The organism is Blastococcus sp. SYSU DS0973 (assembly GCF_054051055.1).
In genome coordinates this window covers 477,972-493,029 of the sequence record NZ_JBJHAN010000002.1, presented here as the reverse complement: position 1 = coordinate 493,029, position 15,058 = coordinate 477,972, and the positions used below count along the sequence as shown (strand labels likewise).

At 68.6% G+C, this 15,058-nt stretch carries 11 protein-coding genes and 1 pseudogene; 11 read left to right on the top strand and 1 reads right to left on the bottom strand.

Features of this window, described 5'->3' with window-relative positions:
- The 8 genes and pseudogenes from nrfD (at position 1) to ACI791_RS06155 (ending at position 9,678) form a co-directional block, all read left to right on the top strand.
- Entirely contained in the window at positions 1-1,062 is a 1,062-nt protein-coding gene (nrfD, locus tag ACI791_RS06190) for an NrfD/PsrC family molybdoenzyme membrane anchor subunit (RefSeq protein ID WP_456585236.1), read from the top strand.
- A gap of 936 nt (positions 1,063-1,998) precedes the next feature.
- Complete coding sequence (locus tag ACI791_RS06185) at positions 1,999-2,832, top strand: glycosyltransferase (RefSeq protein WP_456585235.1); 834 nt, start codon at positions 1,999-2,001, stop codon at positions 2,830-2,832.
- On the top strand, positions 2,826-4,247 hold the full coding sequence (locus tag ACI791_RS06180; protein ID WP_456585234.1) for a glycosyltransferase family 4 protein: 1,422 nt from the start codon (positions 2,826-2,828) through the stop codon (positions 4,245-4,247). Before ACI791_RS06185 ends, ACI791_RS06180 begins: the two co-directional genes overlap by 7 nt.
- Positions 4,248-4,320: 73 nt before the next feature.
- Positions 4,321-5,871, top strand: coding sequence for a hypothetical protein (locus ACI791_RS06175; RefSeq protein ID WP_456585233.1), 1,551 nt, complete (start codon positions 4,321-4,323; stop codon positions 5,869-5,871).
- A gap of 371 nt (positions 5,872-6,242) precedes the next feature.
- Entirely contained in the window at positions 6,243-6,608 is a 366-nt protein-coding gene (locus ACI791_RS06170; RefSeq protein WP_456585232.1) for a DNRLRE domain-containing protein, read from the top strand.
- A gap of 177 nt (positions 6,609-6,785) precedes the next feature.
- Positions 6,786-7,247: pseudogene (locus ACI791_RS06165) on the top strand (beta-galactosidase); the annotation flags it as partial.
- Positions 7,248-7,440: 193 nt separating this feature from the next.
- Positions 7,441-8,022, top strand: coding sequence for a hypothetical protein (locus tag ACI791_RS06160; RefSeq protein WP_456585337.1), 582 nt, complete (start codon positions 7,441-7,443; stop codon positions 8,020-8,022).
- Between the two features lie 672 nt (positions 8,023-8,694).
- The gene (locus ACI791_RS06155; RefSeq protein WP_456585330.1) at positions 8,695-9,678 is read left to right on the top strand and encodes an IS30 family transposase; all 984 of its coding nucleotides are present in this window, start codon (positions 8,695-8,697) and stop codon (positions 9,676-9,678) included.
- 67 nt (positions 9,679-9,745) lie between these two features.
- On the opposite strand, the gene ACI791_RS06150 is transcribed toward ACI791_RS06155, so the two are convergent.
- Entirely contained in the window at positions 9,746-11,053 is a 1,308-nt protein-coding gene (locus ACI791_RS06150; protein ID WP_456585231.1) for a metallophosphoesterase, read from the bottom strand.
- 458 nt (positions 11,054-11,511) lie between these two features.
- Here ACI791_RS06150 and ACI791_RS06145 point away from each other — a divergent pair, with 458 nt between their 5' ends.
- From ACI791_RS06145 to ACI791_RS06135, 3 genes are all read left to right on the top strand, one after another.
- Entirely contained in the window at positions 11,512-12,264 is a 753-nt protein-coding gene (locus tag ACI791_RS06145) for a glycosyltransferase family 4 protein (protein WP_456585230.1), read from the top strand.
- Positions 12,265-12,427: 163 nt separating this feature from the next.
- Positions 12,428-13,834 carry an oligosaccharide flippase family protein gene (locus tag ACI791_RS06140; RefSeq protein ID WP_456585229.1) on the top strand — a complete coding sequence of 469 codons (1,407 nt, stop codon included), beginning with the start codon at positions 12,428-12,430 and terminating at the stop codon, positions 13,832-13,834.
- The gene (locus ACI791_RS06135; RefSeq protein ID WP_456585228.1) at positions 13,729-15,018 is read left to right on the top strand and encodes a glycosyltransferase family 4 protein; all 1,290 of its coding nucleotides are present in this window, start codon (positions 13,729-13,731) and stop codon (positions 15,016-15,018) included. Before ACI791_RS06140 ends, ACI791_RS06135 begins: the two co-directional genes overlap by 106 nt.
- The last annotated feature ends 40 nt before the right edge of the window (positions 15,019-15,058 follow it).

Below are 15,058 nucleotides of genomic sequence, written 5' to 3'. Positions count from 1 at the left end.
ATGACCGGCGGGATCACCAGTCCGGGCTCAGGCTGGCGCCAGGCCGACCGCGGCCCGGCGACGCAGCGCACCGGCAAGAAGAAGCGGCGCGGCGGCGGGTGGCGGGGCCGCGGCGAGGTCTCGATGGTCGACGACGTCGAGTTCACCTCCTACTACGGCCGCCAGATCGTGAAGACGCCGGTGTGGAAGTCGCCGGACGTGCCGCTGTACCTGTTCCTGGGCGGGGCGGCCGGGTCCTCGGCGATCCTCGGCGCGCTGGCCGACGTCACCGGCCGGCCGACGCTGACGAAGGTGTCCCGGCTGACCGCCGGCGCCGGGTCGATCGCGTCGGTGGGCTGGCTGATCCACGACCTCGGGCGGCCCGAGCGCTTCCTGCACATGCTGCGGGTGTTCAAGGTGACCTCGCCGCTGTCGGTGGGCACGTACATCCTGGCGCCGTTCAGCGCGGCGGCCGGGGCGACGGCGGCGGTGGAGCTGCTGGGCTGGTTCCCGCGGCTGAAGCGGTTCGGCGGCGTGGTGTCCGCGCTGTTCGGCGGGCCGCTGGCCACCTACACCGGGGTGCTGCTGGCCAACACGGCGGTGCCGTCGTGGCACGCGGCGCACACGCAGCTGCCCTACGTCTTCGGTGGCTCGGCGATGGCCGCCGGCGGGGGCATCACGATGATGTTCACGCCGGTGGAGGAGGCCGGGCCGGCCCGGAAGATGGCGATGGCCGGTGCCGCGATCGAGCTGGCCGTGGTGCACAAGGTGGAGAACGACCACGGCATCGTCAGCGAGCCGTTCCACGAGGGCCGGCCCGGAACGTTCATGCGGGCGGCCCGGACGTGCACCGCGGTGGGGGCCGGGCTGACCGCCGTCGCCGGGCGCACCCGGCTGGGGGCCATCGCGTCGGGGACGTTGCTGGCCGCGGGGTCACTGCTCACCCGCTTCGGCGTCTTCGAGGCCGGCATCGCCAGCACCAAGGACCCGAAGTACGTGGTGGTGCCCCAGCGCCTGCGCCTGGCGGCGCGCGAGGCGGGCCGGCCGGTCGGCGACGGAGCATCGAGCACCATCACCCGCTGACCGGCTCCACGACGGGTGCACAGCCCGGGCCCCGGGGCCTTCGACGCCGAGCTGGCTGGCCCGCGCCCGCGGGTACACCGTCGTCCCACAGCGGGAGCGGTTGGCGGCGGGGGACGCCGGTCGTCCGGCGGCGACAGGCAGCCGCGCTCGGTCGTCCGCAGAGGGCCGGTACCCGAGCAACGTGCGGCGGTCGACCGGGTCTGAGGGTCGGTCACACGCGGCCGTTGTCGGTGACCTGTTGCCAGATCATGTCGTCGGGCACGGCATCCTTCCGCAGGTCGTCAACCTTGCTCACCTCCGACGATGCTCATGTTCGGTGCCTTCTGCGGGTCACGATCATGATCATGTCCGGGAGCGGCCAGGCGTCCACCGCTCACGGACCTCGCACTGGCCGTGGTCGGCGGTCCGACACACCCTGCCTGGCAGTTACGTCAGAACGCCTCTCGCCGCAGGGTCGCTGCTGAACCGCGTCTTCCAGGCCAGCACGGCCAGCGCCTGCGGCGACGGTGCCCCGTCGTGCCCCCCAGTGGCAATGGATGGCTGCCGGCTGAACGTGCGCGTCGACGGCGACTCGCCGATCGGTCCAGGATGTGCGAATGGCGATCGTCGGCTGCGACGGATCCATGGCCGCTCCTCACTCTGACACCCACGTCATGTCCGATGAACCCAGATGCGAGGCCGTAGGCCTCCAAAGGTACGCCACTCAGCGTAATCAGACCAGATCGTTCCGAAATGATGGTCACCGGCCTACCTGCCAACTTCCCCCAAGTTTCACCACTGAACGTAGTCGCATGAGGCCTTGTTGGCCATGGCACACCGCCGGTTCATCGTTGCGCTACCAACAGGCAACCTCTCCGTTGTGCCCTATCGAAAGCCGTGGTGAAGTCCTTTCCCTCACGCGGGGTGGAGCGCCGGTGGAGGCCTGAGGAGGAAATCGTGGCACCGTCCAACAGTGGGCTTGATGTTGCAACCGATGAAAAGCGAGGAGCGTCAGGTTCCACAGCGTGGTCCCTCTTCGCCAGGACGATCCGTCCGGCGGTGGATCTCGAGGTGGTCATCCCTGTCCTCAACGAAGAGGCGCGGCTGCCGCGGACCCTTGACCGGACGCTCGAGTATCTCGCGGCGCAGTCGTACTCGTCGGCCGTCGTGGTGGTCGACAACGGCAGTGTGGACGGGACCAGCGAGGTCGTGCGGGCAGCAATGGGTGGTTCGGTCCCGGTGCACCTGATCGGCTGCCAGCGGGCGGGCAAGGGGAGTGCCGTGCGGCGCGGCTTCGCAACAGGCCGGTCCCGTTACGTCGGCTTCATGGATGCCGACCTGGCGACGCCGATCGAAGCCCTCGACCAGGTCGTGCCCCTCCTCGTCTCCGGCGCTTCCGCGGTGATCGCGTCCCGGTACCACGCGTCCGCCTATCAGGCGGTGCGCCAGCCCGCGCTGCGGAGGATCGGTAGCACCGCCTTCCGGCTGGCCGCCAGGTCGGTGGTCCCGGGGCTGAGCGATACCCAGTGCGGCTTCAAGTTCTTCTCAGGTCCTGTAGCCCGACGGGTCTCCGCGGACTGCCAGTTGTCGGGGTTCAGTTTCGACGTCGAGTTCCTGGGCCGGGTGTTGGCGGCCGGTCACAAGGTGGTGGAGTTCCCGGTCGTGTGGACAGATGTCGAGGGCTCGACCTTCCATCCACTGCAGCACGGTCTTGCCAGCTTCCGGGATACCGCTCAGCTGCGACGTCTGCTCGCGGCTAAGAAGCTCCAAGCAGTACCGGCTTCATGCTGAAAGACCTCGCGGGCTGCCGAGTCCTCCTCCTCAACTGGCGAGACCGCAGTCATCCGCTGGCGGGTGGGGCCGAGGTGTACTGCGAAGAGATCGGTCAGCGCTTCGCTGCTGCCGGCGCAGCTGTGACGCTGTTGACGACGAGGTACAGCGGCGCGGCCGGCCGGGAGAGACGGCGCGGGATCGACATCCTGCGCCGTGGCAGCAAGTACAGCATCTACGTCGAAGCCGTCAAGCACCTACTCCTCGGGCGCAACGACTATGACGTGGTGGTGGATTTCCAGAACGGCATTCCGTTCTTCTCGCCGTTGTTCGTCCCACGCCGCACGGCCGTCGTCCTCGTCGTCCATCACGTCCACCAGGACCAGTTTGCCCTCCACTTCTCGCGGCCGCTGCGCACCCTGGGTCGCTTTCTCGAAGGCCCGGTCAGCCGATGGGTGTACGGGCGTCGGCCGGTCGTGACCGTGTCCCCGTCTACGCGCCGGGAAGTGAGGAAGCGCCTGCGCCTTCGAGGTCCCGCCTACATCGTGCCCAACGGTGTGAGTGGCATCCCAGATGCCCTGAGCGAGGGAGAACCCGCGTCCCCGTTGCCTCGGTCCGCCCACCCTCGCATCGCAGTGGTGAGCCGTCTGGTCGCGCACAAGCGTCTTCACCTGCTGATCGAGGCCCTGCCTGGGCTTCGTCGGACGTGGCCGGGACTGCACGTAGACATCGCCGGAGACGGGCCGGCCCGGCCGTCGCTGGAGGAACGGGCACGTGCGGTCGGCGCGGACGCCTATGTGACTTTTCACGGGTTCGTCCCCGAGGCCGAACGGCTGAGCCTGCTCGGGCGGGCATGGCTGACCGTGTGCCCGTCGCAAGCGGAGGGCTGGGGCCTCACCGTCCTCGAGGCGAACTCGGTGGGGGTGCCGGCGGTCGCGTTCAAAGTCGTGGGGCTCCGCGATGCCATCGTCAACGGCGTGACCGGGTGGCTCGTGCCTCCGGACGGCACGCTCGAGGACACGATCGATCGAGCGTTGCGGCGACTGGAGGAGCCGGAGGTGGCTGAGTCGATCAGTCACGCGTGCCTGGGCTGGTCCGCGAGCTTCTCGTGGGACGCCACCGCCGAACGGCTGGCCGGCATCCTCGCCGCTGAGGTCGCCCGGTTGCGCAACCCGGCCGCCAGGGGACGTGCAGTGTCCGACGTCGCCGTTCGCGTGGAGCTCGGTCTCGACATGGCGTCCGAAGTGGCGGATCGAATTCCCCGGGTTCTCCGGCGTACAGACTTGTGGTGGCGACGCGACGACCGGGTGAGCCTTCTGCTCATGGGGTGCGATGAATCCGGGGCCGAGCGGGCCTTGGACCGAATCGGGGCGGTCCAGGTCCTCGACGTGGCCGTCGCCGACGGTGGCGATCTGCTGGTCGGGTGTGGTCCGTGACTGCGTGCAAGACGCCGGCGACTGACATGGTGGGGACTGGCAGAGGGTGAGCCGCGCTGGTCCGAAGGGACCCATGAGCACCGTCATCGCGGCCGCCTGGCCCGGCAGAAATCCAGCGGAGTTCGACCCTGACCGTGTGGAGCAGGTGCGGGCGCTGGCGAAGCTGAACCAGGTCGAAGGTGCTGTTGCCCGCCACTATCGGGACTGGCTGTCCGACGACGTCGCCACAGTGGACGAGGCGACGGCGGCCTTCGATGCGAACCTCGAGGAGGCAGCAACTCTTCTTGACCTAGCCGGGATTCGACCGATCCTGATCAAGTGCGTCCCCGGGGTCGACCACGTCTACTCCAACTTCGACTTGGTGGTAGGCGACTCGCTCCCGGAGGCGGTCCAGGCTCTGGCCGGTTGGGGAATCCGGACCTCGACCCATCCTCTCGAACACTCGAAGGTGTTGGTGTACCCCGCCGCTGGGCCGGCGGCACATCTGCACACCGCGGCAGCCTGGTGGGACGTGCCGGCAGTCGACACGGAGCGATTGCGCGCCCGTGCCACCGGGACCGGGCCTTGGCTGATCCCTGCCGAGTCAGATCAGCTCCGCATCTGGGTGGCGCATGCGGTGTTCCAGAACCTGGCCTTTGACCTGTCGGAACTTCTTGCCCTGCGGTCGCTGCTCCGTCAGGACGTGATCGACGCTGCGGCACTCGAATGCCGACGCGAGGGCTGGGAGGGGCCATATCGGCGGGCGTTGCGCGTGGCCGAGCGCACGGTGGACATGCTCGACCGGGGGGAGAACCCCCCTCTCCCAGTTGCGCTACCGGTGCGCGACTCGCTCGCCATCGCAGAACACGTCCGTTACCTGGCGACCGCCGGCCAACCTCGTGCGGCGCTGCGAGAACTCGTCCTGCGTGCACCGCTTGTCCTCGCCAAGAAGCGGCGGGCACGGAGGAACGCGGCACTGGCGAGCGCCGATCCGGCGCCCGCTGCCGCGGTGGTCGTGGGGTTCTCCGGCCCCGATGGATCCGGCAAGTCGAGTCTTGTGGAGGCCGTTGCTCGGGCGGCGGAACGGCAGGGGGCGGTGGTTCGGCGTACCTATCTCTTCGGCTGCGTGGTGTGTCGAAACGTTCGTGCGCCGGCTTTGAGCGGAGGTGCCCTCTCCGGGCGCGGCGCCGTCGGACGGCGCGCGGATCACGCAACTCCTCGAGCTGTCCTGACCCCGGCACAGATCGTGCACGCCTACGTGGACCTGCTTGAGTCGAAAGGGCGTCTGTGGTGGTCCGTTCGGCAGGCTCAGCGGGCACAGGCTCGCGACGGGCGCCTCGGTTATGTGCTCGCGGACCGGACGCCTCTGGACAGCATGGTGAAACACGATCTCCCCGCAGGCCGCGCGCTGGATCGGTGGAGGTCGCTCGCCGGCCGGTTCACCATGATCGCAGTCCTCGACGCGCCGAGCGAGGTCCTCTCTCGGCGGGACGGGCAGCACCGCGCGGACGATCTCGAGGTCGCCAGGTCGCGTTTCCGTCACCGGTCGAAGGAGATGGACAACGTCGTCCACCTGGCGTCGGGCGACGCGAGCAGCGAGGTCCTGGCAATCGGTCTGCTCAGCCGACTCCAGTCTCCTGACTGAGTGCTGGTCGCTCCGCCAACCTGCTCTCGCCGCGCGGGCCCGGTGCTGCATCGGCTCGTGTGAGCTGCTCGACGCTTCCCAATGTCGTCACAGTTGTCGCATCAGACGCATTGACCACACGAGCTGCAGTGTAACAACTATGTAGCGTGCACAATCGGCAGGACAAGTAGGCGCGAGCCGTCTCATCCATGTGTCCTGACCCTCGCTGTCATAGCGATATCCGCGCCGGGAGGAACATTCGGGAAATTCATGTCCCTGCTGCATTCCACCATCGCTGCCACCGCCTGTGCGATGACCATTGCGTCCGGGTTCGTTATCTCCGGGATCGCCGACGCCGCCACGGCCACGTACGACGCCGTTGCAGATACGTCGTGCAAGCCGACCGTCCCGCCGCCCGCTTCGGCAGTGCTCCCCGCTGGTCGGTTGACGGGCAGCCGGCCGGACGTCGCGAAGCGTTGCTCCGCTTCGGCGTGCGCGTACCGACTGGTCAGGAGGTGCGGTCGGCGATGTTGCGCACGTACCCGACCTCGAAGGTTCCCGCAGGGCGCATATCGGTGCATGCAGCCGACGGCGACTGGGACGAGACGACGACCTGGCTGACATCACCGTTGCCGGGCGCCTGGATAGCCGACTCGAGCGTGGTGGAGGGGTGGGTGGAGTGGGACGTGACCACTGCCGTAGCGGCGGCAGGGGGTCCGGTCAACCTGTTGCTGCGGTCGTTGGTCGACGAGCGGTGAAACCTGGCCAGCCGGGAGCACCCGACCGGCGAGCGCCACCCTCAGCTGGTCATCGAGACGGAGTCCGCCGATCAGCCGTCCGCGACACCCGTACTCACCCCGTCGTCCGTTCCGGCGACCTCGTCGGCACAGGCGGGTGAGGCTACGACCAGCGCCCAGGCTCCCGCTTCCACCCCGGTGCCCTCGGAGTCGAACTCGCAGGCGCCGTCCACGACGAATGCGGCTCCAGCCGGCCCGGCGGCGACCACTGGCGCGAGTGAGTCGACGGCCGCCCGCGGGAGCGTGACCCCCGTTCGCAGGTACGGCACGCTCCAAAGCACGACCTCTCGACTGGCGGACAACGTTGCAGCGGGCATCAATCTGGTCACCCTCGACGTGTCCTGGAAGCGCTTCGAGGCAGTCGAAGGACAGGTCAGCGCGACCTACCTGGCCGAGCTCCTCGACCGGCTGCGCCAGTTCCGTGCCCAAGGCGTGGATGTCGTGCTCAACATGGGAGTGCACCATCCCCCGGACTGGATCTTTGCCTATCCGAACAGCCGGTTCGTCAACCAGCACGGAGACGTCTACGCGCCCACCCAGACCGGCAAGAAGATCGCCAACATGGTCTTCAACCAGGTGCTGCGCGATAAGCAGGAGCGGTATGTGACGAGTCTCTTCGGCGCTCTGGGCACCGACTTCTACACGGTCCGTCTCGGTGGAGGCTGGTTCGGGGAATTGCACTACCCCGAACGGGACTACAACGGTCGGACGAATGGCTATTGGGCCTACGACGCCGTCGCCAGGGGGCCGTTGAAGGCCTTCCGCCCGGCATCCCGGCCAACCCCGCCGCCGGATGGGTCCCGGCACGCCCTCGCCCAACAACGAGTCGGCCCGCCTCTTCATCGAGTGGTACCTCGCGAGCCTGGACAACTATCAGGGCTGGCAGATCGCCGTGGCCCGCAGATCGTTTCCTGGCCGACTCTTCATGCTCTACCCCTCGTGGGGCATCCGGCCGGGACAGGTAGAGGCAGCGGTTGGGCAGGACCTGTCAGGGCAGACGCCGTTGGAGCTCACCGGCAAGATCCAGGAGGGCAACGACTTCGCGCGGTTCGTCGGCGGGATCGAGGACCCGGGCGTCGTCGTCTACACGACGTGGCTCAACGCGGACGCCTCCGGAGACAGTGGTACGGACCCACGACGCTGGAGCTTGATCAAGTACCTCACCACGCTCGCAGCAGACCGCCCGGTGCCCCTGGCTGTCTCCGGTGAGAACGGCGGGCGGGACACACCGGCCGAGATGCACCTGGTCTTCCAACAGGCCCGCAGATACGACCTGGAGGCCCTGGTCTGGGCTTTCGAGTCGGACCTGTACGGCACGAGGTACGCATCGATCGGCGACCCCGCCGGCGAGATCGCGAGTGACAGGCCGTCCTGACCGGATCCTCCGTCGCTGTGCCTCTGGGAACCGCGGCGCAGCTCCGACAGGCTCCCTTCGGTCGGATGAGATGTCGGACGTCGTACGCGCCGCGACAAACACCCTCCAAATCGACGCCATCTCCGTCGGCGCCCGCCGGGAGGACTGTGCCGAGCCCAGCATGAGGCCCGAAGGGCCAGTCAGCCGACGATGCCGACCGTGTCGAACGGGGAGATGAACGGGCTCGCCGCTGACGAGGATTGGCTGTGCAGGTGGCTGATCGTTGAGCGGCGTCGGTGCACCGTCCCGATACACGCGGTATCCCGCGATGGGTTTCGCCCCGGCCGTGCTCGGCGACCAGGTCAAGGACACCTGGTCGAGTCCGAGGCGGCACTGGCGCGGAGGTCCGACGGTGTCAACGACGGTCCAAAGCTGACCCTCTAGCGACGGGCGGGTTCCCCGGCTTGTCGCAACACTCCTGGTATGCGAGGGGTGTGCGAGTGGGACGGCGGGGCCGGAAGCGTCAACTTGATCTCGAGTCCGAGTACTGGAAGCTCCTGGAGTCCGGCGTGGGCACCGTCGCCGCCTGCAAGCTGCTGAGCATCGGCCGCAAGACCGGCTACCGGTGGCGAGCGGAGAACGGCGGGCTGCCACCGGCCCGGCTGGCCGAATCAGCCCCGCTCCGGCCGCTACCTGTCCCTGCTCGAGCGGCAGCGCATCGCCAGCCTGCGCGACCGCGGCCTCGGGGTATGCGAGATCAGCCGCCGACTGGGCCGCTCGGCCTCAACGATCAGCCGGGAGCTGCGTCGCCACCTGCGACCGCACGACCGCGGCATCTACGACGGCGACCTGGCCCACGCCCGTGCCCGTGAACGCCTTCGTCGGCCGCGACGGCCGCTGCTGTCCCGTGAGCCGGAGCTGCGGCAGATCGTGCAGGACAAGCTCAAGGAGGAGGAGTGGAGTCCGGCGCAGATTGCGGCGGATCTACGGGAGGCCTATCCCGATCGGCCGGAGTGGAATCTGTGCCACGAGACCATCTACCAGGCCCTCTACCACGGCGGAAAAAGCGGCCTGAGCAGGGCGTTCACCAAGAAGCTGCGCACTGGACGCCCGCTGCGCAAGCGCCGGCGCAGCCCGATGGCGCGCACGCCGCGCTTCGTCGCGCCGGGCCGACTGCTGCACGAGCGCCCGGCGGTGGTCGAGGAGCGCGCTCGGATCGGCGACTGGGAGGGAGACCTGATGGTCGGCCGGGCCAGCCGCTCGGCGATCGGCACCTTGGTCGACCGGCGCACCGGCTACCTGCGACTGGTGCACCTGCCCCACGGGCACAGCGCGGAGCGGCTGCGCGTCGCCATGCTGCCGGTCCTCACCGATCTGCCCGCCCTCGCCCGGCAAACGCTGATTTGGGACCAGGGTTCGGAGATGGCCTATCACCACCTGCTGGAGGAGTACTTCGCCGACGGCATCTTCTTCGCCCCGCCGGCCAGGCCGTGGCTGCGGGGTACGAACGAGAACACCAACGGCCTGCTCCGCCAGTACTTCCCCAAGGGCAGCGACCTGCGAGCGTTCACGCTCGACGACCTGCGGACCGTCGAGGACCGGATCAACGGCCGACCGTGCAAGCGCCTCAGCTGGCGGAGCCCCGCCCATGTGATGGAGGCCGAACTGGCAGGCTGAACCCGTCAGCGTTGCGACGACCACGCGAATCCGCCGTGGAACCCGCCCGTCGCCAGGGGGTCAGCTTTCAGGCGCCGTCGACAGACGGGACCGACGGAGGCGATGCCGAGTGACAGTTGATCGAGCCGCCATCGGTCCAACTCGACCCGGCAACGGGAACGAAGTTGTAGTCGTAGCTCGATTCGTGCAGCGCAAGCCGCAGAACACCGAATGTGGAACTTTGCCCGACCTCGCGGTTGGGCGCAGGGGTCGACGCAGATACGAGCGTGCTACCACCTGTACCGACGACGAACTGTCGAGGGCCCTGCGGGTTCACCACTCCACCAGACGACTGAGGTGCGAATCGTTCGTAGATGTGGTTGTGGCCGCTCAGGACGATGTCCGCGCCGAACTCCTCGAGAGCCTGCCAGAAGGCCTTGAGCCGCGTGTCACCGCCCGCGGAGCTAAACATCGGTCGGTGCCAGTAGGCGAGCGTGCAGCGGTTGGGGTGTGCAGCAAGATCCGCGCGCAGCCACTGCTCCTGCGGTGATCCGGCACCGCACCCTCCGACATAGGAGCACTCGGAGTTCAGCGCGATGATGTGCCACGCGCCGATGTCCCATGAGTAGTAGCCCTTCGAGCGCTCGCCCGCCGCGGTGCCGAAGTAGTCGTAGTAGCCGGACGCAGCGTCGGTCGCGTACTCGTGGTTCCCGGGAATTGGGTGGCTGATCGACCTATGACGTCCCCATGAGGGGTCGTAGACCGTCTGGTAGGCAGGCAGGCTCGCATCGTCGTGCATCTGGTCGCCGAGGGGCAGCACGGCATCCGGCTGCAGCGCGCCTATGAGGTCCGCCGTGTCGCCGTACCGGCATGAGTCCGAGGTCCTGGCCCTACCGGGAGCGCATCCGATGTCCCCTGCGGCCACCAGCACAGGATCAGCGGCCAAGCCCTCTGGCGCTGCGGCCAAGCCCTCTGGCGCTGCGGCCAAGCCCTCTGGCGCTGCGGCCAAGCCCTCTGGCGCTGCGGCCAAGCCCTCTGGCGCTGCGGCCGGGCGCGATGGCGCTGCGGCCGGGCGCGATGGCACTGCGACGGAGAAGCCGGCCACCACGAGGGCGGCTGCCGCCAGCAGTCGGACCGCCGTGCTGAAGGCCCGGAGTCCCAGCGGGCGGACCGACCTCTTCCGATGCCGCGCACCCTTGAAAGAGTGGGTGCATGCCAGCGGGCGTGCACCGCTGGGAACCGACCTGTGTGCCACCGGTCCGATGCCTCTCCGCTGTCGTTCCGAGCCACCGGACGGGTGGCATCGAAATCGGAACGTACGGGAGACCGGTCCCCAGCAACATAGGTTGCACCCATCAATGGGCGAGGAGTCAGGAAAGTTGAGTTCATGGCTCATCGAGATGGCACGGGGTCACCGCAGGATTACGCACAGCTTCCAGAGCAGCCGCCTGCGTCTGCTCAAGTGGAGTACCGCATGCTGTCCCGATGGTCGGCCGCTGAATATGGATGGCCCTTGAGCGGAGCGGGAGCATGCGACAGGTTCTTCTTCTGACCAGTCATCCCATCGACGGTCGCGACGGCGCGGACAAGGCCGTGGCCGTCGCGCTCGCCAGCGGCATACCCGAGGTCCGCTTCACTTACTTCAGCCGCGTCTTGCAGCCTCGTCCCGCACCCGGTCGGCGGATCCCAATTCTGTCCCGGCAGTCCCGTCCAGGTCCCTTCGTGCGTGCGCAGACCGCATTGCTGGGTTCCGCCCTCGGACGCACCACGGATCTAGTGCATGTCGTGATGACCGTGGGTCCGCAATTCGCTTCGTGGTCCCGATCCCCCCTCATGCCTCGGCGACGACCCCTCGTGCTGACCGTCCCGGGCGTCGTGTCGTCGGGGGCCCTCGTGGACAGTCGTCCGGCCGATGTGGCGGTCGCCTTCTCCGAGAAGACGGCGACGTGGCTGACGTCTGCTGGGTACCCGGACGTCCGGGTCGTCCCTCCGGGCGTCGACCTCGAGCGGTGGAGGCGTGAGCCCCGGCAGACCAATGACCGGCCAGTTCTGTTCTTCGCCGGACACACGAGCCAGAACGGCGGAATTCGGGAGGCCATCGAGGTCGCCGCCCGAGTGGAGGCGAGCGGAAGGTCGGTGCATCTCCTCGCGGCCATGCGCACGCGTCGTGGACAGCAGACCGGTGAGGAGCTGGCTGCCGTGGCGTCCATGGCTCGCGCAGCCGGCCTGACCTCAGTCGAGGTCCACGGCAGGGTCCATTCCATGCCCGCGCTCGTCAGGCGCGCGGACGTGGTCCTCTTCGTCCCACCGGTCTTGGAGGGAGGCAAGGCGGACCTGCCGCTGGTGGTCCTGGAGGCGCTCGCCGCCGGGCGCCCCGCTGTCACCACCCAGCTGCCCCAGATGCGGGCGCTGAGCTCGATCACGGATCAGGTTCCAGTCGGCCAACTGGACCGCGCCGCCGAGGCAGTCTGCGCGCTGCTCCAGGACCCGGGCCTCTGGGAACGCCGGGCGGATCTCGGACGTCAGACCGTCGAGCGGGACTACAGCTGGGCGCGGATGTGCCGGACCTACCTCGAGCTGTACGAGGAGCTCACACCCAGCGTCTGACGTCTGGGCTACGCAGTCGAGCGAGAGCCACTCGATCGGCAGGTCGACGGCCACGGTGGGTGTGAGCTCCTTCGGACGAGGTGGCGCGATTGCGCCAGTCGTTAGCCTTTGGCCGAACGCTCGTGCAGGGCGACTGGCAGCACCGCCGGAGGAGGGACGTCGCTTGACCAGGACCACCGGTGCGGTTGCAGCGGCCACGAGCACCCGTGGCGGTCGACCCGCCCGGACGCACGCCTATCTCTCCGCGGCGTACGTGGCCACCGGGATCGCAAACTACGGCTTCGCCATCGCCCTGGTCAACGTTCTCACCAGCGACGACTACGCCCGGTTCTCCGCCGCCCAAGCTGTGATCCTGATCGCGACGACCGTGGCTGGCGCGGCGATCCCGTGGCTGGTCGCCCGGGAGGTCGCCGCCGCGGGTGACGACCTCGTCCGGCGCCGTCGCGCTGTCGGGTTCGGCCTCGTCGTCAACGGTGCGGCCGGTCTCCTTGCCGCGGTTCTTGCCGCCGTCGTGTGCGCCCCGTTCGCCACGCCCGCCCAGCTGGCCATCGTGTGCGTGGCCGTCACCCTGCCCTTCGTCGCTGCGACCGCTCAAGGCTGGGCGCAGGGGCGCGGCCGGTACGGACAGTTGTCCGCGATGATGTTGACCCATGTGCTCGTCAAGGTCGCGAGCGGGTTCCTGCTCGCGCTCGGTTACAGCACCACCGGAGCCTTGGCCGGCAGCGCCATCGGCGCCGCGGTGGTGGCTGTGGCAGGTCTCTATCTCATGCGCGGCGACCTCGCGAAGGTCGGGAACGTTCGACGGGCCGGCGCTCTGTGGAAGGGCGCTGTCGGCATGGCTGTACTGAGCACGGCCGTCACCTTCATGGCCTCCGTCGACGCTCTGGTGGTGGTTCTCGTCGCTCCGGACGATCCGGACGTCGGTGCGTACCAGTTGGCCAACGTGATCGGACGCATCCCGCTGTTCCTGGCCGCACCCTTGGCTCTGACGGTGTTCCCGCGCCTGGCCGGCCGGCCGGGGGACCTCGAGCCCCTGGTGGTCGAGCTACGACGGCTCTGCGTGCTCGTCGTCCCGTTGTGGGCGGCGCTCGCGACAGTTCCCGATGCCCTGGGGCGCGGTTGGGTGCCCGGTGGCTACACGGCGGTCCTCGATCTGCTGCCGCTCACCGCGACGAACGGGCTCGCCTGCTGCCTTCTGACCCTCCTGGTGACGCGGCACAAGGCCCAGATGTCGAAGTCGACGCTGTGGCTCTGGATCGGCGCTTCGGGGCTCATGCTTCTCCTCGTCACGGCCGGCGGTCTGCTGGGTGACGTTCGAGGACTGGCCTGGGCCGCAGCCCTCGGGGCCTGCGCGGTCGCCGTTGCCATGTGGTTGGTCGTGGTTGGGCACCGGCGAGTCCTGCAGCGCACGGGCTGGGTGAGCGTCCCCCTCGGAGCGGCAGCCCTGCTCGCGCTGACCCAGCCATGGCCACCCCTCTGGCTGCTGACCGGGCTCGCCCTCGCACCGCTCGTGCTCACCGCCGGCTTCGGAGCGCTTCCCATCCGACGACTCCGGGTGGACCCCCGTTGAGGCTCCTGCTTCTGGGGCTCGAGGATCCCCGTCGTCCCGGCGCCGGAGGCGGCTCCGCGCGCAACCACCACGTCAACAGGCGGCTCGTGCAACGGGGCTACGCAGTCCGGGTTCTGGTAGCGCGCTACGCCGGATGCGAAGACCGGATCGAAGATGGCGTGGAGTACGTCCACGTCGGCCTGCCCCTTGGTTACCGGCCCAGTTTGGTGGCCTACCTCCTCGCCCTGCCGGCTGCCGCGCGCCGTCACACCCAGATATGGGGTCCGGACGTCGTCGCGGAGGAGTTCGCCCCGCCGGTATCGAGTCTCAGTCCCGGTCGTTGGATCGGCAGGCCGACCGTAGGCCTCGTTCACGGCTTCTTCGCAGAGGAGAAAGCGCGTGAGTACCACCTCCCGCGGCGGCCTCTGCAGGCCCTGGAACGGCTCGGCTGCAACAGCCATTCACACCTGGTGACCAACTCCGAGGACGTCGCCAGAGACTTGGAGATTATTGCTCCGGAGACCCCAGTCGTCATCTGTGGCACGGGTCTCGACCATGAGCTCATCGACGCGAGCCTCCCGGCCGGAGAGAGCCGGCTCCGGCTCACCGAGCCCGGTCACCTCGTCTACCTGGGGCGGCTGGAGCTCCGCCAGAAGGGGCTGGACCTGCTGCTTCAGGCCCTGACGATGACGGCCGCAGCCGGATACAGGGTGACCATCGCCGGTGACGGCCCAGACCGAGCGAGGATCGAGCAGGAGGCCGAGCTATTGGGCCTGTCGACTCGGTTGACTTTCGTAGGCCGGGTGACCGGGGCGGCGAAATGGCGCCTGCTGGCGTCGGCGCAATGCATGTTGATGCCATCTCGATACGAAACCTACGGAACTGCTGCTCTGGAGTCCCTCGCGGCCGGGACACCGGTCCTCTGCTTCGACATCCCCAACCTGCGGCACACCGTGCGTCCCGGGACCGGTCGACAGGTGGCCTCGTACCGGGTGGAGGAGTTCGCAGCCGCGATCGATGAGGTGCTGGCGGACATGGCCTGGTGCGTAGCGGCCGGTCGGCGAGGCATGGAAGAGGCTGAGCGACACGACTGGGAGGAGGTTGCCTCCGAACATGATGCGGTCTACCGCGCCGCCGAAGCTGGGATCGTGGTGACCACGGACGACCACAGGCGCCCGGTGCGGCCGTTCGAAGCAGGTGGGTGAGTGCTCGTCGGTACGGAGGACGGGGCATCCCATGACACAC

Excerpts from the sequence above, each read along its gene's own strand:
- nrfD (WP_456585236.1), top strand. The coding sequence starts at position 1 with ATGACCGGCGGGATCACCAGTCCGGGCTCAGGCTGGCGCCAGGCCGAC.
- ACI791_RS06180 (WP_456585234.1), top strand. The coding sequence starts at position 2,826 with ATGCTGAAAGACCTCGCGGGCTGCCGAGTCCTCCTCCTCAACTGGCGA.
- ACI791_RS06175 (WP_456585233.1), top strand. The coding sequence starts at position 4,321 with ATGAGCACCGTCATCGCGGCCGCCTGGCCCGGCAGAAATCCAGCGGAG.
- ACI791_RS06160 (WP_456585337.1), top strand. The coding sequence starts at position 7,441 with ATGGGTCCCGGCACGCCCTCGCCCAACAACGAGTCGGCCCGCCTCTTC.
- ACI791_RS06150 (WP_456585231.1), bottom strand. The coding sequence starts at position 11,053 with ATGAGCCATGAACTCAACTTTCCTGACTCCTCGCCCATTGATGGGTGC.
- ACI791_RS06135 (WP_456585228.1), top strand. The coding sequence starts at position 13,729 with ATGGCCACCCCTCTGGCTGCTGACCGGGCTCGCCCTCGCACCGCTCGT.